The following is a 21034-nucleotide window of genomic DNA, read 5'->3' on the forward strand; positions in this document are numbered from 1 at the left end:
TCGCATCGACCGTTCTCGAACCAGTAAAGCAACTTACCTCCATGAAGCATCTTTTCTGGAGATAAGTTGCTTGCTTTTTAGTTGATGACCTTACCTGTCGAGGCTTCTATTGCCCATGGCTGTTCTGAATCCCGGCGGATTTGGTAAGCAAGTACTGGCTCTGCCCCTTTTTCCGCGGGCAAGTACACGAGTTCCAATGGAGCATGTTGCACAAATTGATCAAGTGCCTCTTCCTTGGAGAGCGTTTTTGCTGTCTGATCGGTTTGTACCCATGATAAATCCGAAAAATTGCCCGTAAGCTCGGTAACAAGCCCGCTAGCCAGCTCGACAGCCACTTTATAAGGATGATCCATGACGGGAATCCCGTTGACCTTCGGTGCAAAGGTAAACTGAATGGTGCTAGGTGACTCTTGCGACGCTTCCAATGACAGCTCACGAACATTGGCGGGGAGGAATTTCTCCAGGTGGGCTATCGCCATTGCTTGTGCCTGTTCGTAGGTCGTTTCTCGTTGGTACTTACGTTCATCTGTAGTCATCCGTGAATACCCGAGAAATGCTCCGTCATCTGTCGTCTCAACAGAAACGCCGTTGCCCTGCCCATCGTTCCAGGAATATGAAATACCGTGCGGATTTACACCGATGAATGCTTTTTGTTCCACCTTTATGCCCAACTTGCGCTCAAGCAGCTTTGCCACCTCACCAGAAGTTTTCAGCACGAGTGGTTTTCCTTGTCCTGAAACAGCAACGGACTTTTTCTCTGCTCCCGCTTGGCTGATCAGCTTGCCTGTTTTCGCTTGCACAAAAACATCTGATGCTACTACATATTGAAGCTCTGGTTGTTTCTTTCCTGCATAAACGAGGCGAAGCGTACTCCCCAGCTGTTGGGCAGCCTTCTTCTTGTCGATTGTCCCTTCACGATTGGCAGGCTGTGATGCTACGCCACTATCTTCGAGATCAGGGTAAAGAAGCAAGGTCATTTCCCCCGTTTTTGGGGAGATACGAACTGTCGCACTATTCTCCTGAAGAGGAATGCCATTGATGATTTTGCGAAAAGCCACTTCTCCCTGGGCCAAATTCGAGTGAACATAATCCACTTCAAACTGTTTGCTCTGTGCTCCCAGCTTCTTTTGCAAATAGGCCACTGCCTGATCTTCCAATGGTGATTTCTCACGTGTTGATGTGGGTTGACTCCTATCTGTTGGGTTCCTTGCAGGCTCCTCGGCTACGGACTGCGGCTGTAGAGTATCACGTGTAGCCGTTTGGTTTTGAACGATTTTGTTGCCTGCTTTTGGGATAGCTTCCTGCTCCTGCTGTGGCTTAGCCTTGCTTTCCACTGGAGGAGAAGGCGTAGCAAGCGGTGGCGTAGCTGTTATGACGGCTGGAGGTGAGATGGTTGTTTGCGTATCAACAGATGGCTTCTGCGCTGAATCATAGCTCAGCCAAACACCCATGAATACGGCTGCTGCAAGGGAACCAGCTCCCGCGACAACTCGCTTGATCTTCGCTGCTTGCTCCATTCGATACGCCTCACGAATGAGTCTCTCCTTGCCCATCTGCTTCCACACTTGACGAGGTGGGTTGCTCTCCTGCCTGACGTGATTCAGTAATTCAACTATGTGGTTTTCATCTGGCAAACTCATTAGCAATCCTCTCCTCGCAAACGTTGCCGAGTATTTTCTGCAACGCTTTTAGTCCCCTGTGACAGTCCACTCTCACTTTTGTCTCTGGAATCGCCAAAATCTCGGCTGTTTCCTTGACACTGTACTCCTTTATATAGCGAAAAATTACTATGATGCGCTGATCGGGCTTCAACTGTTGCAATGCCCGTTGAATACTATGCATCTCTTCTTTTGTCGCAAGCTCCTCTTCTGGAAGGCCCTCCGTAGACTTCATGAGGGCCAACCAGTTGTCTGAGAACAAACGCTGCCACTTTTGTTTGCGGTAATGATCAATCGCGACATGCTTGGCGATGGAAAATAGCCATGTCTTCATGGCGACCCGACCATCGTACCTCGGCAAAATTTTTAACAGTCGTGAAAATACTTCCTGCACCATGTCTTCTGCATCTTCTTGTCTGCCCGTAAAGTAGAGCAAAAAATAGTAGATGTCATCATAGTGAGCCTCGTAAATAACCCCAATTCGTTCCGCCAACTCCCCAGACAACAGGCTTCCCCCTTTCTTACTCGGTTTCTATCTCTTCTCCATAGGTGTAGAATTCGCCGGTTAGCGCATCGATTTCTTCGTTAGAAACGAGTGGAGAAATATAAACGAGCTCGGCCATGTTTTTATTTTCCTCATTTAAGGAGTAATACAGCTTCAGCGGATATTTTTTAAGAAACTTCTTGGCTGCTTCCTCTTTTGTCATAGCGTTCTTGATATCCGGGAGCTTGATCGTTTGAGAGACTCTCCAATCTAGTAAAGTTGCTTTTCCCGTAGCTGCATCTACGTGCGCCTGTCGAAGCATACCATCTACCGGATACCCCTGATGAAGCACGGTAAAGTCAAAGTTGTACAAATTTTGATCGGGTTCATATCGATTCGCAGTGACGGCCATTTCTTTATCGGTAAGAGGAAGGAACTCAGACATGGCTTCCACGGCAGCTTTTAGCGCCTGCTCTTCGTTCAGCTTTTTGTCTGCTTCACTTTTCCGCTTTGTATCCAATACTTGATAATTCGTGACCTTTCCTGTCTTGGTTTCGAAGAAAATATTGGCGATGACCTCCTCCTCCGTCATCCACAAATAGTTGGTGATTCCGGTTTTCGGATTGCTCTCTTCCTGAAAAGTTGCACGCCCTTTTGTAGGATTGTATCCTGTCTTAGCTGTCAAGAAAGCTACAGCCTCTTCTTTTGATTTGATGATTGTTTGCTTTGCTTTTGGTTGGAACTGAATGATTTTTTCATTTGGTTTGGCTGACCGTTCAGCTCCGGTGCTCGCATTGATTTCCTCGAAAGAAGGGGTGTATAAGAACCTGTAGCTTTGCCCATCTGCACTTTGTCCGTAGTAAGGCTTCATAGCAGATGCAAACATCGCTTCTACCTTTTCTTTTGGATGCACCTTATTGGGATCAGCGAATTGAATTTTGCTGATATCCTGTTCCATTTCCATTGGATCTGCATCCCCGTCGCCTTTGGCCAGATGCTGAATTTGCCCTTCGCTATTGATGGCGAAATTCAGTGTGTCATTGCGGAACGGAATCCCATTTACCATTTTGCGAAACAAAATCGAAGAATTACGATTAGAGGCTTCCTGATCCAACTGATAGTCCGCCATATCCTCGCCATACCATTGCTTCATGAACTCCGTTGCCTTTTTCTTCGCATCCTCTAGGGGGTAGGTGGAAGAGAAACCTTCTTTGCCTGTGATGTGGCTGAAAAATTTTACTTCACCTGAATTTTGATCGACATGCATTCTCACAAAGGGAGCTTTCTTTTCCTTCGTTTGATACTTTTTCACTTCAATCCGGGATGTTTCTGCGTTCATCTCAAATTCGGTGATCGGGTAGTTCCTTAGATAAGGCACAACTTGAACGAGTCTCTCAACAGACTTTTCGATCTTCCTGATCAGCTTCTCATCGATTGCACCATCACCTTTGCTCGCTCCCTGCACCGTTACGCTCGATTCTTTTGCCGCCATAGAACTGATGGGTGTCGTAACAGCCAGACTCGCTGTCATGATTGCCAATACGCTTTTCGTCCATTTATTCATGGTTCGTTCATTCCTCACTCTTTTTGGATAGTGATGCTGGGGCCCCAGCTATTTTTCGCTCTGTCCATTATTCGAATGAGTTCCCTTTTTGTTTCAGATGGAAAGAAAATTTTCCCAACGAAAATAGACTATAACGAGTTGTTAGGGCCCACCAAAGAAACGGAGCAGATAGTGAGACCTGAAAGGGGATTAAAATTATCCATTTAATAACAAATGATGAGTTATATGGAAATAGGCATGTTATACCGACAACTTTGGGCACCCAGGGCATATGATGACCAGTAGAAACAAGGCACAAGGCGACTACGGGAGGTAACTAATATGAACCTGACATTAAATCGACTCAGTCTGACGAATGTGGATGACTCTGCTGGTGGGTGGCAATATGAAGGTGGTAAAGTCTTTGAGGGAAATAACCATGTAGCCAATTACGCGAGTACGAAGCGAACCGTGCATCAGGGAACTGAAGCGCAGAATACGGCAATGCTCACATTGACACTTTTCTTTTTTGGTCTCGAGAATATTACTCTACAAGGAAGTCATGACTTCAGCTCTGGCAAGCAAATTGGAAGCGTTAGCGCTGCTTCATCCCTATTTGCTTCTAATATTGGTAAACAGTTCACAGTATTAGGAAATAATCTCGTTATTCAGTGATTTCAAGCGATGAGAAAAGCCGATTCCCCTTCATTTAAGGAGGATCGGCTTTTGAGATTTTGCTGTAAGGGTAGCACCAACAACATAACCAATTTACAGCATTAAGGGTCTAGCATTGAGTTATTCGTTTTGCGTCGCTTATATTTTGCAGGAGCCATCTGCGCAATTGTCGCCGGATTGCTCATCTTTTTTCTCGTCGTTCTGCACGAATTTCAGAGCAGGAGCTGCGCTTTCTTCTTCCCATACCTGGTTCAATGCTCCCAAAAAGACTTCACCTGGCTGCGCGCCAGAGACTGCATATTTGTTATTGATGACAAAGAACGGTACGCCCGTGACACCCAAATCGTTGCCTCTTTGTTTGTCCTCTTGTACTTCCTCTCTGTATTCGTCTCCTGCCAGCATGGCGAGCGTCGCTTCCTTGTCCAAGCCCACCTCAGAAGCAAGCTGTGCCAGCACCTCGTGGTCACCGAGATGAAGTGATTCGGTAAAGTACGCCTTGAGCAGTCGCTCCTTCATTTCCTTCATTTTTCCATGAGCGTGGGCAAAGTGCGTCAAGCGGTGCGCATCAAATGTATTGGTCGGGATCATCGTGTCAAAATGATAATCAAGACCCACACCTTTTGCCATTTGGGTAACCTGGTCATTCATCCCCTTCGCTTGTGCGAGTGGAATGCTATACTTGGCTGCCAGTACTTCATGCATGTCCATATCGGTATCGCGTTCCATCTGCGGGTCGAGCTGGAAGCTGCGATATACGACCTCTACTTGATCCTTATGCGGAAATTGAGACAGCGCTCCTTCCAGACGGCGCTTTCCGATATAGCAAAACGGGCAGGCAAAATCAGACCAAATTTCAATTTTCATGTTACATCCTCCTCTATTTGAACGGAGCTGACCAAAAGACAGCAAACCGCACACTGCAAATTTCGTCGTACGCACATTATACAACAACACACGGTACGACTATGCACTTTGGAGGCTGAAAGCTGCACTTTGCCCTTAGCGAGTCATGCGAATGATGCGATCACAAATCGTTTCCGCATCTGCTTTGTCATGTGTGACCAGGATCGACGTCATCTTGGCAGCCCGCAGCATTCGCTTCAAGTCATCGCGTATTTTCGTTTTGAGCTCGGCATCCAGATTACTGAATGGCTCATCCATCAGCAAGATCGCCGGCCTAGGCGCCAGTGCACGCGCAAATGCGACACGCTGCTGCTGTCCCCCGCTCAGCTCATGTGGATATCGCTTGCCGTAGCCTTCGAGCTGCACGAGTGCCAGCATCTCTTTCAAACGAACCAGACGCTCTGCTTTGGACAATCGATGCAGACCGAACAAGATGTTTTGCTCGACAGTCAAATGCGGAAACAGCGCATAGTCTTGAAAAATCATGCCGATCCCGCGTTGCTCTGGCTCCACAAACTGCCCCTGATCGACCAACACTTTTCCATCGATCTGGATGCGCCCGCTCTTCGGGGACTCCAGTCCGGCTATCAAGCGAAGCAATGTACTTTTTCCACAACCGCTATTTCCGAGTAGCCCAACAACTTCCCCTTGCTCCATCTGCAAGCAAAAATCCCGGATGACGCTGCCATTCCCGCTTGCATAACCAAACGTCAGGTTTTTCACTTCAAAAAAAGTCATTTTGCCTGTCTCTCTCCTAACCAGTGATAGAAAATAACGGAGACGATTCCCACCGCAATGATACAGAGCGAAGGAATCGCGGCCTGGTGAATTTGTTCGTCGCTCGCATATTGATACGCCTTTGTTGCCAGCGTCTCGAAGTTATAGGGACGAAGAAGCAAGGTAAGCGGCAATTCCTTCACGATTTCCATGAACACCAAGATAAAACCGGTGAGTACAGCCCCTTTGATTAAAGGCAAATCCACTTTAAAAAAGGTCCGTGTCATGCTCATCCCGAGCATACGTGCCGCTTCTGAATAGCGGTTTCCCGTCTTCTCAAACCCCGCTTCGACTGCATTGAATCCAACTGCAAGGAAGCGGATGATGTAGGCAAACGTCAGCATGAACAAAGACATGCTGAGTACCAGCTTGTTTGCGCCCAAGCCCAGCCAGCTATAGAAGGAACTCAGTTCTTTATCTACGGACATCATCACCGCCATTACTCCAATAGACAAGACTGCGCCCGGAATAGAATAGCCCATGGAAATCAAGCGCGTCAGTGCCACAGCAAATATCGAGCCTCGGGAGAATCGGATGACATTCGCAACGATTACCGCGAGCAGCATCAAGATGGTGATCGAGATACAAGAGATGAACAGCGTATTGCTCAAGAGCTTCCAGAAGGTCTCGTTCAACACTTCCCCATACGTCCACGTCGCCCAGACAATCAACTGCCCAACAGGGATCACAAACGAAAATGAAACAATAACCAATCCGAAGATTACGGCAGCGTACATCGTGATTCCGCGCAATTTTCTGCGTGTAAGCGGCGTGCTCCTGTTCGTAGGCGAGCTGTATTTTTTCCGCTTACGCACGAGTCGCTCAACGATAAAGATCCCGATAATCAAGGTCATGAGCCAGGCGGACAAACGAATGGCCGATTCTACGTCATACATGCCAAACCACGTCTTGAAAATCGCCGCTGTAAAAGACTGAATCCCAAAATGCTTCGTCACTCCAAAATCATTGAGCACTTCAAATGCCACCAGACTGGCTCCACCGACGATGGCTGCCTGCGACATAGGCAGGACGATGCGAAAAAAGATATGCGTTTGGTTTTTTCCGAGCAATCTGGCATTTTCAATGAACACAGCACTCTGTTTTTCAAGAAAGGTTTTCGTAATCAAATAGACGTACGGGAACAAAAACAACGTAAAAATAAAAATAGCGCCCTTCATCGACATGATGTCAAAGTAGCGTTGATCGAGCGTCAATCCGAATGCATCGCGCAAAAACGTCTGGATACTCCCCGTATAGCTGAGCATGGAGCCGTACGTGTATGCTGCGATGTACGGAGGAATCGCCAGCGGCAGCACGAAAGCAAATGAAAAAAAGCGACGCAATGGAAAATCGTAAGCAGCGACCAGCCAGGCCAAGGTCACACCTACGATGATCGTACAGGCTCCGGTACCGAGCACGAGCCATAACGATTGCAGCGCGTAATCCAGCAGCATGTACTCTTGGATATGCTGCCAGTTTTCATTCTGTTTTTGAAAGAGTCCAAAAAAAATATAAAGAGACGGGAGAAGGGCCAAAAAGGCCCCTATCACGCTCAGCGTTACCCACCCGTTCAGTTTTCGTCTCAGGCTTCTACGCAAAAGTGCTCCCGTCATGCTTATTTCCAACCTGCTTGATTCAGCAGTTCTACCGCTTTTTTGTTATACTCGCCAAGCTTAGCAAAGTCGAGCTTTTGCGTTTTGAATTCTCCCCACTCTTTCAAAAGAGCAGGCTTGTCAGCCTCTGCATTGACAGGGAACTCGTAGCTTCCGTTTGTCAGCATCGTTTGAGCCTCTTTACCTGTGACGAACTCAATCAACTTCACGGCATTGTCCTTGTTTTTCGCGTGCTTGGTCAAACCAATACCGCTGATGTTCAAGTGTGTGCCTGTCGTTTCTTGGTTCGGGAAGAAAACGCCGATGTTTTGCGCGACTTTTACTTCCTCTGCATCTTTGGAGTTGAGCATTTGCCCAACATAGTAGGTGTTCATGATCGCAACGTCACCGACTTTGGCAACGACAGCCTTTGCCTGATCGCGATCTCCACCTTCAGGCTTGCGCGCGAAATTGTTTACAAGACCTTTTGCCCAATCCAAAGCAGCCTGCTCGCCATTCAGCTCTATAAAAGAAGCAACGAGTGACTGGTTGTACAGGTTGGAAGAAGAGCGTACCAATACTTTGCCTTTCCATTTATCTGTAGCCAAATCTTCATACGTAGACAGCTGCTCTGGCTTCACGCGATCTTTCGCATAGACGATTACTCGCGCACGGGTAGCCATACCGATCCATTGGTTGTCAGGATCACGCAGCTCTTTCGGTACGTTTTTCTCTACTTCAGCAGATTGAATCGGTTGCAGAACGCCATTTTGCTTCGCGTAGTTCAGAACTCCACCGTCAACCGTGATGAACAAATCCGCTTCGGAGCTCTCCCCTTCACGCTTCAAGCGCTCAACCAGCTCTTCTGCTGTGCCCTTCACTTCATTTACCTTGATGCCTGTTTGCTTGGTAAATTCAGCGAACAATTTGCTATCAATATCATAATGACGCGCAGTAAATACGTTCACGACTTGCTCTGTGGCAGCCGGCTCCTGTGCCTTTGGCGCTTCTGTTTGCGGCTGGGCAGTATTCGCGCCGTTTCCGCATGCAGCAAGTAAAGGCATCGTCAGCATCGTACTCAGCATGACCGCCAGCATCGATTTTTTTCTCATTTTGATTCTCCCTCTCTATCGCACTGATTATTGATAATGAATATCATTGCCAATTGACAAGGCTTATTGTATCGAACAAAAATGAGAAAATGCTGTGAAAATAAAAAAACATCCTCAATTTTTTATTTGAGATGCGGATCGGTTGAAATTCGCTGAACGAAGCGGCACAAAAATAGACACAGTCGTCCCTTTCTGCTCCACACTCTGAATCGTTATGATACCGTTGTAACGCGTGAGCAATCGTTTGGCGATGGCAAGTCCGAGTCCATACCCGCTCTCCCCGCTGCTTCTTGCTTTGTCTACCCGATACAACCGGTCCAAGACATACGGCAAATCCTGCTCGGGTATGCCGATTCCTTCATCGATGATTTCCATACAGGCTACCGTTTCTTCCACCTTGGCCCTCACGCAGACTCTCCTGCTCTCCCCGGAATACTTGACCGCATTATCCAAAAGGATCAGTAGCACTTGCTCCAAGTGTTCTTCCGATATGGCCAGAATTTCTCCAGCCAAAGGCGCAAGTTCTTGCTCAATCGTAAATGTCGGCTGAATCATGGCGAATTTCTTGACGATGTGATAGACAGCTCGATCCGGCTCATGGAGCGCGACATCCTCTTCTACCTCCACATGCTCCGCTCTCGTCAAAGCGAGCAGCTCCTGCACCAGTCCTTTTAATCTGGCGAGCTCTTGAACCGATGTCTGCAAGGATTCCTCCAAAACAGCCGGATCATGTTTACCCCAGCGCCGGAGCATTCCCAGATGCCCTTCGATAATCGCAATCGGCGTCCGCAGCTCATGTGAGGCATCTTCGACGAATTGTCTCTGCTGCAAAAAGGAACGCTCCACCTGATCCATCATTTTATTGAACATTTTCATCAAGGTCGCAATCTCATCCTGATTATCGTGAAACTGCACACGTTCATGGAATCCTTTTTGCCGGACGTTGCTCATCGTTTCATTCATCGATTGCAGGGGTCGAAGTAACTGCCTCGCGAGCAATCTGCCACCCAGACCGCTTATAATCACAGCAGTGAAGCATCCAATAGCCATGACCTGAAAGAGCGCACCACTCAACTGCCCAAACTCTTTCATATTCTTCAGAATCATCACTGTCCCGTTAAATTGAAAGATCGTAAGCGGACTGCTCATGATCAATAGGTCACCACGCACTTCTTGGGTCTGGGTGCGAATCGACTGAACAGGCGGAAGCGGTGGCAGTGTGATATCTTGAAAATTTTCCGATACGACAACAATCGGATTACCCTCTTCGTCCAGAATACGAATCATCTGGTTTCGTTGATTGATTTTCTCCAGGAAGCTGCGCAGCTCTGTGAGGTCCTCGCCCTCAAAAGATTGCTCTTTTTCCAATGCGTAGTTAAGAAATTCTCGCATTGTCTGCTGCACAACCTGCTCTTCCTGATTAAACATCCACTTCTCTACAAAAAAGTATTGGAAGCCATTATAGCCAATGAATACAAGAAAAAGCAGAAGCGACGACCAGAGTGTCAGCTTCCATTTGATCGGGAGCTTTAAAAATCTCGATGGTCCTCTCATTTTCGCATCACGTAGCCAATCCCGCGTACAGTCGAGATATAGCTGTCCTCATTGGGGGAATCGATTTTATTGCGCAAATACCGAACATATACATCGACAACATTGGTCTCGACAGCCGCCTCGAAACCCCATACAGTATCGAGCAGCACCTCGCGAGGTAGGACTCGATTGATGTTTTTCATAAACGTCACGAGTAAATCGTACTCTCTTTTGGTCAGCTCGACAGGTTGATTATTTTTAGTGACGATACGTCCCTCCATATGGACTACCAACCCTCGATGCGCGAGCATGGTTCGAGGGACATTCTCCTGTTCTTCCTGACGGCGGAACACGACGCGTATGCGTGCCAACAGCTCCTCAATCGCGAATGGCTTCGGAATATAATCATCGGCCCCACTGTCCAAGCCTGAGACGCGGTCCGTAATACTGTCTCTGGCTGTCAGCATAATTATCGGCGTTTTTTTCACGCTGCGTATTTTTTGACAAACCGCAATACCATCAAGCCCCGGAAGCATGACGTCCAATAATATGACATCCCATTCTTCCTGCAAAGCGAGCTCGAGTCCTTTATGTCCATCATGCGCGACTGTAATCGCAAACGATTCGTAGCGCAGCTCCAGTTCAATAAATCGGGCCATATTGATCTCATCTTCTATCAGCAACACTCTTTTCACGTTTTGCCCACCCTTTTGCCCATGCCGGGGAATTCCACCTGATTGTAGATGAAAATAATTATCAACGTCAATGTTCTCCTACCCAGCCCAGTAACCATACGCCCATCACCTACATAAAATATGTCAAACTGGTTCATGAAGTAAGGTGGTGTATAACATGTATGGATATCAGCCTTATGAATACCCATATGAACATGACTTGCGAGCCGTGTCCTCCCAACATGGACGGAGAACAGGACAATCTTTTGCCGAAATTCAGGGTGGCCCACTGGCACCGAACCTGCACGGCTACGTTGTTTTTACCGATGTCCCCTACGGCACCGAAGTGTTCGTCGAAGTCAGCGGCCTCCCCGCTTTCCAGCCAGCCACTGGCAATCAGCAGCAAATCGGGCCATTTGGTTTTCATTTGCATGAGCATGGCGTCTGTACGGTAGGAAATCCGGAAGATCCTTTTACCGCAGCAGGCAGTCATTGGAACCCTACACAACAACCACATGGCAACCACGTCGGCGACTTTCCCGTGCTGTTTTCCAATGACGGCTATGCACGAATGACTTTTTTCACAAACAAAATCAGTGCAGCAGATGTCGTCGGCAGAAGCTTAATCATCCATCAAGGTCCGGATGACTTCCATTCACAGCCGGCAGGAAATAGCGGAAAACGCCTGGCATGTGGATTGATCTACGCTGGATAACGCTTCCCTCGAACAGGAAAAGGGGGCAACCCTGGTTAGCTGCCCCCTCGCATTATTGAATTAGCTAGCGCCGTAATGTCGACAAATCAAATGCTGGTACAAGCCCTTCCTCGGCTGCACGACCGAGCAACGCCTCGACAGCTGCATAACCATCGTTACCCAAATTTCTCGTAAATTCATTCACGTACAAGTTAATATGCGCTTGCGCTACCTCCAGGGATAACTCCTGGGCATGGGACATGACATATTCTTGTGACGCAGTCGGATTCGCCCACGCATATTCCACAGAGGAGCGCGTCCAATTGGTCAGAGCCTCGATGTCCATTGATTTTTTCGCAATAATGGCACCCAGTGGAATCGGCAGATTGGTATCAGACTCCCACCAGTTGCCCAAGTCAGTCATGAGAGACAGCCCGTAGTTTTGATACGTAAAACGAGCCTCGTGGATTACGAGTCCTGCATCGATCTTGCCGTCACGTACAGCAGGCATAATCTCATGAAACGGCATGACGACGATCTCCCCTACACCACCCGGGACATTTTGTGCAGCCCAGAGCCGGAACAGTAGATAAGCTGTGGAGCGCTCACTCGGAACCGCTACCCGTTTGTTGGACAGGCGTGCTGGATCATTCGCGCTCTGGCCAGAATTTCCTTGCGTCAAAACGAGTGGCCCGCATCCTCTGCCCAGTGCACCGCCGCATGGGAGCAACGAGTAGTTGTCCATCACCCATGGCAATGCCGCATAGGAGATTTTCATTACTTCTGGGCCTTCTCCCTGTGCAGCAAGCGTATTCGTAATATCGATATCTGCATACATAATATCGAGCTTTGGCGCTCCCGGAATCAAATCATGTGCCCAGGCATGAAAAACAAAAGTGTCATTCGGACATGGTGAAAATGCAATTTTCATGATAGTACCTCCCGTAGTACAGAGCTTCCCTTTTCCAGAGATTCCAACGCATCTTTTATCCGCCAAGCGGATTTATCCCGCGGTCCAATTGCATTCGATACCGTGCGAATTTCCAGAACAGGTCGTCCAGCAGACTCGGCAGCAGTCGCAACGCCGTACCCCTCCATTGCTTCAGCTAGTGCTTCTGGCATCCGCTGTGCCAAAGCCGTCGCAGTTTCCGCTGTTCCCGTCACGGTGGATAGTGTGAGGATGATGCCTTTTTTGGCGACCAAGCCTGCCTCTTTCATGGAATTGGCCAGCTGTTCGACCAACTCCTGATCAACACTTACCCGAGCTGATCCAAATCCGAGCTCGTCCACACTGCAAAAGCCCTCAGGCGTTTCTGCACCCAAATCGGCACAAATAATCTCAGTTGCGACAACCAGCGACCCAATCTCTGCTTGTCCCACGAATCCACCGCATATACCTGCACAAATGACGAGATCGTAGTCCGCGATTGCAAGTGCTCTGGCCGTACTCGCTGCGGCTGCTGCCGGCCCTACTCCCCCAGCGATAACAGTGAATCGCTCATCTCCTTGAAGGCCGCGCATCACTGCATCCCGTTCTGCGTCAACGGAGGTCACGACCAAAATGCTTCTATATTGTTGTGACAAAATCATTTGCCCTGGCTCCTTTCAACCGCTTTCCACCTTCCACGTTATCGCTACTTTTTGTCTATGTAAAGCCGTTTAAAAAGTTTGTCAAAAGACAGGGAAATACTTACAATGAATCCTGTTGTCCATTTCCTTTAGATGAGAGGTGACCGATCATGCTTCATCCACCGAATCCGAACACCCATCCCGACTGGCTTGCTCCCCACTCTTTGGCCTGGTACACACAGTTGGGCAAAATGACGGGTGAATACGTATACCCATGGCGCTCTACCATTACAGAACCGAATGGCGAGTCGCTTTTTATGGAAGAAATTAGTCGTATCGTTCCGAATCAATCCGTTCTTGACATCGGCTGCGGGCATGGCGCATTCACACTGCACTGGAGCCGTTCCGCCAAAGAGATCGTCGGCTTGGATGTGACAGAAAACTTTGTGCAAAAGACCCGTACGCAAACACCCGAAAACGTCTCCTTCGTTGTCACCAATACGAAATTTACCCTCCCCTTCCATGACGATACGTTCGATTGCGCCTACAATCGCAAGGGACCTACCTCCGCCTATCCAGATATAGCACGCGTCGTCAAAAGAGGAGGCTCATTTATTGGATTACATCCGGGCGATCAGTTGTCCGCCGAATTATTCGAATGGTTTCCTCATTTATTTGGTTCACGTACAGCAGACACCCCGATCTTGAAAAATCTGCAGGAGAGACTCAGACAAGCCGCTTTCCAGCGAGTGGATATTCAGACCGTGATTGCCACCGAGTATTTTCAGGCCCCGCTCGATGTCATTCGCATGCGTTGCTTTGGGCAAAGTCCGGCTATTCTCACGTCCGCCATCGAACAACACATGGAGAGTGTTATGCCGATTTTTGACCGCTATGCGACTTCTGACGGTCTGCCCACTACGCATATGTATTACCTCGTACGCGCGATTGTTTGATTCGTTCTGTTAAAAAACCTCCAGCCGCATTTGGCCCGAGGTCGTCACTTCGCTTATCCTTTTAGCAAATAGCTGTTGCCGTCTTCATCCTGAAAAGTCGCATAGGTCCCCGCCATTTTGGTAATCATAATATCCTCCTTACTAATTCGAACCTTCTCATCCCATTTTAACCGTAAAAAGTTTACTTATCGCTATTAGCAAACCCAGAAGTTGACAATAGTTGCACAGAAATTTATATTTAATTACGAAATGTAAGAAACAAAACATTGAATAAGCTTCTCCCTAATAATGCATCATGTTAGTGTAAAAACAAGTTGCAGGAGGAATGCAAAGTGGGTAAGGATTTTATTGCAGCCGTAAAAGACAGAAGAACGTACTATGGGATCAGCAAGGAAAATGTTGTCTCTGATGAACGCATTAAAGAAATCGTACAGGAAGCAGTAAAGTACACACCATCCGCATTCAACTCCCAAAGCGCTCGCGTTGTCGTCCTCTTGGGTGCAGAGCACGATAAGCTGTGGAACATTACCAAAGAAACGCTGCGTAAAATCGTTCCCGCTGAAAATTTCGGAGCCACGGAAGAAAAAATGAACTCCTTCGGTAGCGGCTACGGCACTGTTCTTTTCTTTGAAGACCAAAGCGTCGTCCAAAACCTCATGCAGCAATTCGAAGCGTACAAAGATAATTTCCCGATTTGGTCCGAGCAATCTTCCGGAATGCTTCAGTATGTTGTATGGACTGCTTTGGAAATCGAGGGCTTCGGTGCTTCCTTGCAGCATTACAATCCACTCATCGATGAAGAAGTCCAACAAACGTGGAAGCTCCCTAGCGAATGGAAGCTGAGAGCACAGATGCCTTTTGGCAAGCCAACCGCTCAACCAGGAGAAAAACAATTCCAATCGTTGGATGAGAGAGTGAAGTTCTTTTCCTAAGTAACATTTTGCTCCATGTTTGTAATGGACGGCTCAGAATTTCCTATTCGGGCCGTCCTTTCGTGTATTGAGCGATTGCTTTCCTCTGTCGTCTGTGATAGTATTAGCTTAAACAAAAGATTCTTATTTAAAGCGTTCACATATTGTAAAGGGTTTACACTTATGTTTGAACCTTTTACAATGTGTGAATTTTATTTTATATAAATAAAAGTTACATATTCATTTTATCTTGTTGGAGGTAACACCCATGCAAACAGGTACAGTTAAATGGTTCAACGCAGAAAAAGGTTATGGCTTCATCGCAGTTGAAGGCGGAAACGATGTATTCGTTCACTTCAGCGCAATCCAAGGCGACGGTTTCAAAACCCTCGAAGAAGGCCAACGCGTAGAATTCAACGTGGTTGAAGGCAACCGTGGTCCACAAGCTGAGAACGTAGTAAAACTGTAAATTACACATAAAGCTGCCCTTGCGAATAACAAGGGCGGCTTTTTTTTCCAGCACTTTTTCCTCACATAATTCGTTCTTTGTTCCTAAAGGGCAGTTGACATTAGCCATGCCTCCCCATATAATCTCTTTATAATGCAGAGTAAAGCAACGGCGCTTTCTAGCATAAAATATTCAGAATGTACACATATGGAATAAACGCGACATGTATTTTCCGTTTATTTTTAGCGAGCTATGAAAGCGGTTCCAGTTGGCTGTTATTACCATTACCTGTAAACAAGTTCATACAAGTAAGCAAAGGCGCTTAGGGTATATCTCATTTATTTAATGAGATCCTAAGTGCTTTTATTGTTTACATCCGCAAAAAGGTGGGATATCCATGGAGCACATTGGAAGCGTTATTATTTACATCATCATGTTATGTGCAGTAATTGGTGCCATTGCCGCGATCCGCAACAGCGATGAGGGTCTCGGTAAGGAGTTCATGGAAGGGATTCACTCAACAGGTTACATCTTCGTTCCTGCTGCCGGTATTATGGCATCCCTCCCGTACATCTCTTGGTTCGTTGAAAAAGCGGTATCACCCATCTTCAACAAAATTGGAGCAGATCCTGCGATTGCGGCAACTGCGATTCTCGCATCTGACATGGGTGGCTATCAGTTGGCAAACCTCCTGAAGACCTCCACGGAAGGTTGGATTATGGCGATGATCGTCGGTCTGATGGCCGGTGCTACGATCGTGTTCTCCATCCCAATGGGACTTGCTATGTTGGACAAGCGCGACCATAAATACATGGCGCTTGGCGTAATGTCCGGAATTTTGACAGTTCCGATCGGTGCTTTTATCTCCAGTGCCATTCTGGTTTTGACAAATGCAGAGGTTCGCAATGAAATCTCGACGAATGCTGAATCGACTTATGCTTTTGCCATTGGCTTCGGACAGGTACTTCTGAACCTTTCACCAATTTTGTTCTTCGTATTAGCAATTGCTGCTGGTCTGCGCTTCCTGCCAGACTTGATGATTAAAGGCTTCATGATTTTCGGAAAGACAATGGATGCAGCTATCAAGCTCGTACTCGTATTCTCGATCGTGCAACACTTTACTGGTATCTTTACAAAGATTTTCGGAGCATGGGGCTTCGATCCGATCATCGCCGATCCAACCGACCAATACCGTGCGTTGGAGACCGCTGGTTACATCGGTATCATGCTCGCAGGTGCGTTCCCAATGGTTTACATGCTGCGTAAATATGCAGCGAAGCCACTCGAAGTATTGGGTAATAAGCTAGGCATGAGCCCTTCTGGTAGTGCAGGCTTGCTCGCAACGAGCGCGAACATCCTGGCGATGTTCCGTCTCATTCGTTCCATGCCGCCAAAAGACAAGGTGATCAACATTTCCTTCGGGGTTTGTTCCGCTTTCTTGTTGGGTGATCACTTGTCCTTCTCGGCAAACTTCCAACCAAACATTATCTTGCCGGTCATGCTTGGTAAATTGGGTGCAGGTATTATCGGGATTGCTTTCGCTTACTGGCTCTCCGTACCGAAAGCCCTTGAACTGGAAAAACAAGATCGTGCTGCGGGAATTATCGGTCCAGATGAGTACTTGGATCATCACAGCGCTCAAGCTGAAGTTGCAGCAACCAAACAATAAAAGCAAAAGAGCGGTCCTTCGAGGGCCGCTCTTTCCTTTACTGAACTTTCTTGCTCATCTCCCAAATTTCCAATGCAGGTACCGGCTTTTTGGAGCACCCCTCCATTGTTAATTCACGAGCTTCCTTCGACCACAAAAAAGGATAGATTGCAAACATTTCATCGCCTTTTAGCTTGGAAACGTCCTTCTCCCAATCCTTCCAGAAAAATGTCTCATAAAACGTATGGATATCCCCGGTCATTGCCCATTGCAAAAAGTCGGTATAGCCAATTTCAAGATCCTCCCACGCAAGACTGTCCGGAGCGAAATACCATATACCGCCTATCGAATCCGGAAACATTCCACCATTGATCGCAAAGAACCCCCCTATGACATCGTCTGCTACCAGCAGCATCCCGTTCAAGGCACATTGCTGATTCCAAGAAGTGATGGAACGGGGTAAATAAGGATGGCCAGACCCTAGAATCCGTAGCCAGCCTTGGTGTATCAGAATCCCGCCTGTTTCAAAAGCAACAGCACCTAGAGTTGACCTCGTCGTCACTTGTAGATCAACAAGCTGTTTTTTCCCCTTCTCCTTTTCAGATGGAAGAAGGGTAATTTTCCGGTCTGATGCTGACTGCCATTTGTTTATTTCTTCCAACGCTGAATCCTTTTCGCAGTACAATTCCTCGAAGCTTTTCATTTCTGCCTCCACTCCCAAACTATTGGCGCGGCGCCCATAAGATGACGCTCACTCCGACCAAGCAGATGATAGCGCCCACCCAATCATACAAATCGGGTGTCTTTTTATCCACCAACCATCCCCAAAAAACCGCAAGAATGATAAAAACCCCTCCATAGGCGGCATATACCCGCCCGAAGGAAGGGAAGCTTTGAAGCGTAGGAATGATTCCGTACAAAACCAAGATCAGCGCACCAACGATACCGTACCAGTACGGCTTGGACTCCTTTAGCCACAGCCATACCAAATATCCCCCGCCGATTTCCGCCAATCCCGCCAAAATAAACAAGAGTATCGATGCTGTCATTCATGTCTCCTCTTTTCCTATCAAAACGAGTAAGCGCAAAGATCACGTCTATAGGCTCGCCATGACGGACAAATCCTCAAAATCTATCCTTGATGGGCAGCTTGTGGAAAGCAGCACAAATCTCCTTCGCCCGATTCAAGTGCAGATTTCAGGCTCCCCAGAACATGAGACCAAGCCATTTCGTGCCAACCCCGAGCCTTTTCCCACTCCTCTCCCTCTTTCCAACCGAAATGCTCGACCAATACTTGCGTTTTCCCCCCTGCTTCAGACAAAGTGACAAGCACATAAGTCAAAGCATCCTCGTGATTCATGGTATCTGCGAATTCATCCGGTCCCTTCCATGTAAAGCCGAGGCGCTCCTTCGGTTCAAAATGGGTAATGATGCAGCCTTTCGTCCCCATCTGGTCACGATTGGCTGGATGGAAGTACAATTCATACGCTCCGCCCAGGTACGGCTCAATCGTTGCATCAGGCGCAAACCACTGCACAAGCCGTTCCTTTCGTGTCCATGCCCACCAAACCAGCTCTATAGATGATGATACTTCTATCTCCGCTTTCAAGAAACCCATTATGCTTCCCCCCAACTATTTTCCTAACAGTTTGAAAATAGCAATTTCTGTATAGCCAGTCAATACAGAACACTCGCTACTTCCAACTTCACGTCCGAGCGAGATTTCAAGTGTAAAAATGAGTCTGAATAAGTCTGAATGGAATATTTTTTACTAAAAAGTGTAATTGTGCAGTAATCGCATAAGAATGAATGCTATAATAGCTAAGTAAGTAAAAAATTTCACAATGGGGAGAGGAACGATGGAACAACCACTTGCTAAATCGGCTCATCAGAAATTACCCATTGGAAAATTGCTCAAGAGGATCTTCGGTATCCTGATTGGTGCTTCCCTGTTTTCGGTAGCGCTCGAGATTTTTCTCGTACCGAACAATATTATTGACGGTGGAATCGTAGGTATCTCGATTATTACCTCGCATCTGTCTGGGTTGCCTCTTGGCGTTTTCCTGTTCGTGCTTAACTTGCCCTTCTTAATTATAGGGTATAAGCAAATCGGAAAAACGTTTGCACTCTCAACCCTCTTTGGGGTTACGATCATGTCAATTGGAACGACACTCCTTCACCCTGTCAAAGGGCTAACGGATGATCCCCTGCTTGCAGCTGTTTTTGGCGGCATACTTCTAGGGATTGGCGTAGGACTCGTTCTCCGCTATGGAGGCTCTCTGGACGGTACAGAGATCGTCGCTGTACTGCTTAACAAGAAATCTCCGTTCTCCGTTGGTGAGATCGTAATGTTTATGAACTTATTCATTTTGAGCAGTGCCGGATTTGTATTCGGTTGGGATCGCGCGATGTACTCGCTGATCGCCTATTACATTGCATTCAAAATGATCGATCTGACCATCGAAGGCTTCCAGGAGTCGAAAGCGGTATGGATTATTAGCGACAATCACAAGGATTTGGGAGATGCGATTGTTGCTCGTCTGGGTCGTGGCGTTACCTATTTGAATGGGGAAGGCGGCTATACCGGAGACGACAAGAAAGTGATTTTCTGCATTATTACGCGTTTGGAAGAAGCCAAGCTGAAGCTGATCGTGGAAGAAGTGGACCCGAATGCCTTCCTGGCTGTGGGCAATATTCACGATGTGCGCGGTGGGCAGTTTAAGAAGAACGCGATTCATTAAAAGGAAAAAAGTGTACCCTATAGAGTGGGCGTTGGGGAACGTCTGTCTATAGGGTATTTTTTTGTAATTACGAGTACAAATTTTCTTTGTAAGAATGCTTTTTACATGAATAAACCCCAAAGGACTCTCCACTCCCGGTTCATTCTACCTATTGCCTCTTCTAACGTAATATGAAATAGCTCGACCATATCATTAGCAATCAACTCTAAAAAATTCCTCAGAGCGCTCATCGGTTAGCATTTGAAATTTACTCATGGATTTTTCACCTCAACTTATACTACTGATACCCTGATCATTTGTTATTCTAAGTTAATTTCACCTGTCACTAAATTTAACGCATTGGGTATTTCCCTCTACTCATTCATCAGGCTCGTTGACATCATTTCTTTCTAAACAATTCTGTTCATATCTACTAGATATTTCGTTCCTGAAAAATACCATCTAGTACCTCAAAGCATATAAAAAGGCTACCATTTACACTAATTCCATTACATAGATCTTTTAAAACGGATATTTCCTCTATATCATCATCAGAAAAAATTGACCAAGTACCTCCACTTTACATCATCATCCTATTCTGTGATGTTTTTGTGAGTGATTTGTCAGTTGTCTCCCGGTCTTACATGTTCAATAGACTGTTATTGAAATAAGAATAATAATTCAAGCAAAAAAAGAAACCTTCACTCCTTCGCTTAGCTCCGCATTTTTCACCTTGACCGGTTCGCATGAATCCGATTCTAATAAGAAAATCTCAAAAAGGGTGATGTTACCTATTAGGGATAAAACGGTTCATTTGGGTCGGAGCTATTTTTCTCTTCCTCAAGAGCAAAATATCACAAAGAACCCCAGACAAGCATATGCTCGTCTGGGGTTTATAACATTAGTCTTTCTCTAATACATAGGTTTTTACAAGATTATCTTCTTCGTCAAATACGTATATTCTTTCACAATTGTTGCATCGCCAGACATCATTTTTTGGTGGAAATATATCTCTGATTGATGATAACCCAAGAATTTCTTCGTACTCTAGATCAGAATACACCCTTAGTTGAACTTCATTAGGAGAACTGGTGTTCGAAAGTATCTTTCCACATTTACATTGCATTCCAGCCATTT

General features: G+C 46.8%; 22 protein-coding genes. 7 read left to right on the plus strand and 15 right to left on the minus strand.

Translation table 11 applies throughout. The features are described from left to right. Window positions 1-77: 77 nt before the first annotated feature. Genes KB186_RS22530 through KB186_RS22540 form a run of 3 tightly spaced genes read right to left on the minus strand, consistent with a single transcriptional unit; the run spans window position 78 to window position 3706 of the window. Window positions 78-1640, minus strand: a complete 1563-nt coding sequence (locus KB186_RS22530) for a YcdB/YcdC domain-containing protein (protein ID WP_232774393.1) — start codon at window positions 1638-1640, stop codon at window positions 78-80. Then, window positions 1624-2163 carry an RNA polymerase sigma factor gene (locus KB186_RS22535; protein WP_173611341.1) on the minus strand — a complete coding sequence of 180 codons (540 nt, stop codon included), beginning with the start codon at window positions 2161-2163 and terminating at the stop codon, window positions 1624-1626. The genes KB186_RS22530 and KB186_RS22535 overlap by 17 nt, the downstream gene beginning before the upstream one ends. Before the next feature lie 16 nt (window positions 2164-2179). After that, a complete protein-coding gene (locus KB186_RS22540) occupies window positions 2180-3706 on the minus strand; it encodes a YcdB/YcdC domain-containing protein (protein ID WP_232774394.1) in 1527 nt (508 codons plus the stop codon). Between the two features lie 321 nt (window positions 3707-4027). On the opposite strand from KB186_RS22540, the gene KB186_RS22545 reads away from it, so the two are divergent. After that, window positions 4028-4360, plus strand: coding sequence for a hypothetical protein (locus KB186_RS22545; protein WP_064203004.1), 333 nt, complete (start codon window positions 4028-4030; stop codon window positions 4358-4360). Window positions 4361-4498: 138 nt separating this feature from the next. On the opposite strand, the gene KB186_RS22550 is transcribed toward KB186_RS22545, so the two are convergent. From KB186_RS22550 to KB186_RS22575, 6 genes are all read right to left on the minus strand, one after another. Continuing rightward, window positions 4499-5224, minus strand: coding sequence for a DsbA family oxidoreductase (locus KB186_RS22550; RefSeq protein ID WP_173611339.1), 726 nt, complete (start codon window positions 5222-5224; stop codon window positions 4499-4501). Between the two features lie 135 nt (window positions 5225-5359). Then, window positions 5360-6001, minus strand: a complete 642-nt coding sequence (locus KB186_RS22555; protein ID WP_173611338.1) for an ABC transporter ATP-binding protein — start codon at window positions 5999-6001, stop codon at window positions 5360-5362. Beyond that, window positions 5998-7653 carry an ABC transporter permease gene (locus KB186_RS22560; protein WP_232774395.1) on the minus strand — a complete coding sequence of 552 codons (1656 nt, stop codon included), beginning with the start codon at window positions 7651-7653 and terminating at the stop codon, window positions 5998-6000. Before KB186_RS22560 ends, KB186_RS22555 begins: the two co-directional genes overlap by 4 nt. A gap of 2 nt (window positions 7654-7655) precedes the next feature. Next, window positions 7656-8744 carry a Fe(3+) ABC transporter substrate-binding protein gene (locus KB186_RS22565; protein ID WP_173611336.1) on the minus strand — a complete coding sequence of 363 codons (1089 nt, stop codon included), beginning with the start codon at window positions 8742-8744 and terminating at the stop codon, window positions 7656-7658. Between the two features lie 114 nt (window positions 8745-8858). Continuing rightward, a complete protein-coding gene (locus KB186_RS22570; RefSeq protein ID WP_173611335.1) occupies window positions 8859-10298 on the minus strand; it encodes a sensor histidine kinase in 1440 nt (479 codons plus the stop codon). Further along, on the minus strand, window positions 10295-10972 hold the full coding sequence (locus KB186_RS22575; protein WP_173611334.1) for a response regulator transcription factor: 678 nt from the start codon (window positions 10970-10972) through the stop codon (window positions 10295-10297). Before KB186_RS22575 ends, KB186_RS22570 begins: the two co-directional genes overlap by 4 nt. 157 nt (window positions 10973-11129) lie before the next feature. On the opposite strand from KB186_RS22575, the gene KB186_RS22580 reads away from it, so the two are divergent. Further along, window positions 11130-11666, plus strand: a complete 537-nt coding sequence (locus tag KB186_RS22580) for a superoxide dismutase family protein (RefSeq protein WP_173611333.1) — start codon at window positions 11130-11132, stop codon at window positions 11664-11666. Between the two features lie 64 nt (window positions 11667-11730). Here the strand turns inward: KB186_RS22580 and KB186_RS22585 are convergent, their stop codons facing one another. Both KB186_RS22585 and KB186_RS22590 read right to left on the minus strand, forming a co-directional pair. Next, window positions 11731-12576, minus strand: a complete 846-nt coding sequence (locus KB186_RS22585) for a 1,4-dihydroxy-6-naphtoate synthase (protein ID WP_173611332.1) — start codon at window positions 12574-12576, stop codon at window positions 11731-11733. Beyond that, window positions 12573-13235, minus strand: coding sequence for a futalosine hydrolase (locus KB186_RS22590; protein ID WP_232774396.1), 663 nt, complete (start codon window positions 13233-13235; stop codon window positions 12573-12575). Before KB186_RS22590 ends, KB186_RS22585 begins: the two co-directional genes overlap by 4 nt. A 149-nt stretch (window positions 13236-13384) precedes the next feature. Between KB186_RS22590 and KB186_RS22595 the strand changes: the two genes are divergently transcribed. The 4 genes from KB186_RS22595 (at window position 13385) to eutH (ending at window position 17198) form a co-directional block, all read left to right on the plus strand. Further along, window positions 13385-14170 (plus strand): class I SAM-dependent methyltransferase, encoded by a 786-nt coding sequence (locus KB186_RS22595; protein ID WP_232774397.1) that lies wholly within the window; start codon window positions 13385-13387, stop codon window positions 14168-14170. 332 nt (window positions 14171-14502) lie between these two features. Next, complete coding sequence (locus tag KB186_RS22600; RefSeq protein WP_173611329.1) at window positions 14503-15102, plus strand: nitroreductase family protein; 600 nt, start codon at window positions 14503-14505, stop codon at window positions 15100-15102. 247 nt (window positions 15103-15349) lie between these two features. After that, on the plus strand, window positions 15350-15550 hold the full coding sequence (locus KB186_RS22605; RefSeq protein WP_048031362.1) for a cold-shock protein: 201 nt from the start codon (window positions 15350-15352) through the stop codon (window positions 15548-15550). 376 nt (window positions 15551-15926) lie between these two features. Further along, window positions 15927-17198, plus strand: coding sequence for an ethanolamine utilization protein EutH (gene eutH, locus KB186_RS22610; protein ID WP_173611328.1), 1272 nt, complete (start codon window positions 15927-15929; stop codon window positions 17196-17198). A gap of 37 nt (window positions 17199-17235) precedes the next feature. On the opposite strand, the gene KB186_RS22615 is transcribed toward eutH, so the two are convergent. From KB186_RS22615 to KB186_RS22625, 3 genes are all read right to left on the minus strand, one after another. Continuing rightward, window positions 17236-17880, minus strand: a complete 645-nt coding sequence (locus KB186_RS22615; RefSeq protein ID WP_232774398.1) for a DUF2625 domain-containing protein — start codon at window positions 17878-17880, stop codon at window positions 17236-17238. A gap of 19 nt (window positions 17881-17899) precedes the next feature. Beyond that, window positions 17900-18226, minus strand: a complete 327-nt coding sequence (locus KB186_RS22620; RefSeq protein ID WP_047073594.1) for a YnfA family protein — start codon at window positions 18224-18226, stop codon at window positions 17900-17902. Window positions 18227-18309: 83 nt separating this feature from the next. Beyond that, on the minus strand, window positions 18310-18795 hold the full coding sequence (locus KB186_RS22625; RefSeq protein WP_221868779.1) for an SRPBCC family protein: 486 nt from the start codon (window positions 18793-18795) through the stop codon (window positions 18310-18312). A 241-nt stretch (window positions 18796-19036) separates the two neighbouring features. Between KB186_RS22625 and KB186_RS22630 the strand changes: the two genes are divergently transcribed. After that, on the plus strand, window positions 19037-19918 hold the full coding sequence (locus KB186_RS22630) for a YitT family protein (protein WP_173611324.1): 882 nt from the start codon (window positions 19037-19039) through the stop codon (window positions 19916-19918). A gap of 880 nt (window positions 19919-20798) precedes the next feature. On the opposite strand, the gene KB186_RS22635 is transcribed toward KB186_RS22630, so the two are convergent. Beyond that, entirely contained in the window at window positions 20799-21032 is a 234-nt protein-coding gene (locus tag KB186_RS22635; protein WP_173611323.1) for a hypothetical protein, read from the minus strand. Window positions 21033-21034: the final 2 nt, after the last annotated feature.

The organism is Brevibacillus sp. AF8, assembly GCF_021270385.1.
In the GTDB taxonomy this organism is placed as follows: domain Bacteria; phylum Bacillota; class Bacilli; order Brevibacillales; family Brevibacillaceae; genus Brevibacillus.

Excerpts from the sequence above, each read along its gene's own strand:
- KB186_RS22530 (WP_232774393.1), bottom strand. The coding sequence starts at position 1,640 with ATGAGTTTGCCAGATGAAAACCACATAGTTGAATTACTGAATCACGTC.
- KB186_RS22540 (WP_232774394.1), bottom strand. The coding sequence starts at position 3,706 with ATGAATAAATGGACGAAAAGCGTATTGGCAATCATGACAGCGAGTCTG.
- KB186_RS22545 (WP_064203004.1), top strand. The coding sequence starts at position 4,028 with ATGAACCTGACATTAAATCGACTCAGTCTGACGAATGTGGATGACTCT.
- KB186_RS22550 (WP_173611339.1), bottom strand. The coding sequence starts at position 5,224 with ATGAAAATTGAAATTTGGTCTGATTTTGCCTGCCCGTTTTGCTATATC.
- KB186_RS22555 (WP_173611338.1), bottom strand. The coding sequence starts at position 6,001 with ATGACTTTTTTTGAAGTGAAAAACCTGACGTTTGGTTATGCAAGCGGG.
- KB186_RS22560 (WP_232774395.1), bottom strand. The coding sequence starts at position 7,653 with ATGACGGGAGCACTTTTGCGTAGAAGCCTGAGACGAAAACTGAACGGG.
- KB186_RS22565 (WP_173611336.1), bottom strand. The coding sequence starts at position 8,744 with ATGAGAAAAAAATCGATGCTGGCGGTCATGCTGAGTACGATGCTGACG.
- KB186_RS22570 (WP_173611335.1), bottom strand. The coding sequence starts at position 10,298 with ATGAGAGGACCATCGAGATTTTTAAAGCTCCCGATCAAATGGAAGCTG.
- KB186_RS22580 (WP_173611333.1), top strand. The coding sequence starts at position 11,130 with ATGTATGGATATCAGCCTTATGAATACCCATATGAACATGACTTGCGA.
- KB186_RS22585 (WP_173611332.1), bottom strand. The coding sequence starts at position 12,576 with ATGAAAATTGCATTTTCACCATGTCCGAATGACACTTTTGTTTTTCAT.
- KB186_RS22590 (WP_232774396.1), bottom strand. The coding sequence starts at position 13,235 with ATGATTTTGTCACAACAATATAGAAGCATTTTGGTCGTGACCTCCGTT.
- KB186_RS22595 (WP_232774397.1), top strand. The coding sequence starts at position 13,385 with ATGCTTCATCCACCGAATCCGAACACCCATCCCGACTGGCTTGCTCCC.
- KB186_RS22605 (WP_048031362.1), top strand. The coding sequence starts at position 15,350 with ATGCAAACAGGTACAGTTAAATGGTTCAACGCAGAAAAAGGTTATGGC.
- eutH (WP_173611328.1), top strand. The coding sequence starts at position 15,927 with ATGGAGCACATTGGAAGCGTTATTATTTACATCATCATGTTATGTGCA.
- KB186_RS22615 (WP_232774398.1), bottom strand. The coding sequence starts at position 17,880 with ATGAAAAGCTTCGAGGAATTGTACTGCGAAAAGGATTCAGCGTTGGAA.
- KB186_RS22620 (WP_047073594.1), bottom strand. The coding sequence starts at position 18,226 with ATGACAGCATCGATACTCTTGTTTATTTTGGCGGGATTGGCGGAAATC.
- KB186_RS22625 (WP_221868779.1), bottom strand. The coding sequence starts at position 18,795 with ATGGGTTTCTTGAAAGCGGAGATAGAAGTATCATCATCTATAGAGCTG.
- KB186_RS22630 (WP_173611324.1), top strand. The coding sequence starts at position 19,037 with ATGGAACAACCACTTGCTAAATCGGCTCATCAGAAATTACCCATTGGA.
- KB186_RS22635 (WP_173611323.1), bottom strand. The coding sequence starts at position 21,032 with ATGGCTGGAATGCAATGTAAATGTGGAAAGATACTTTCGAACACCAGT.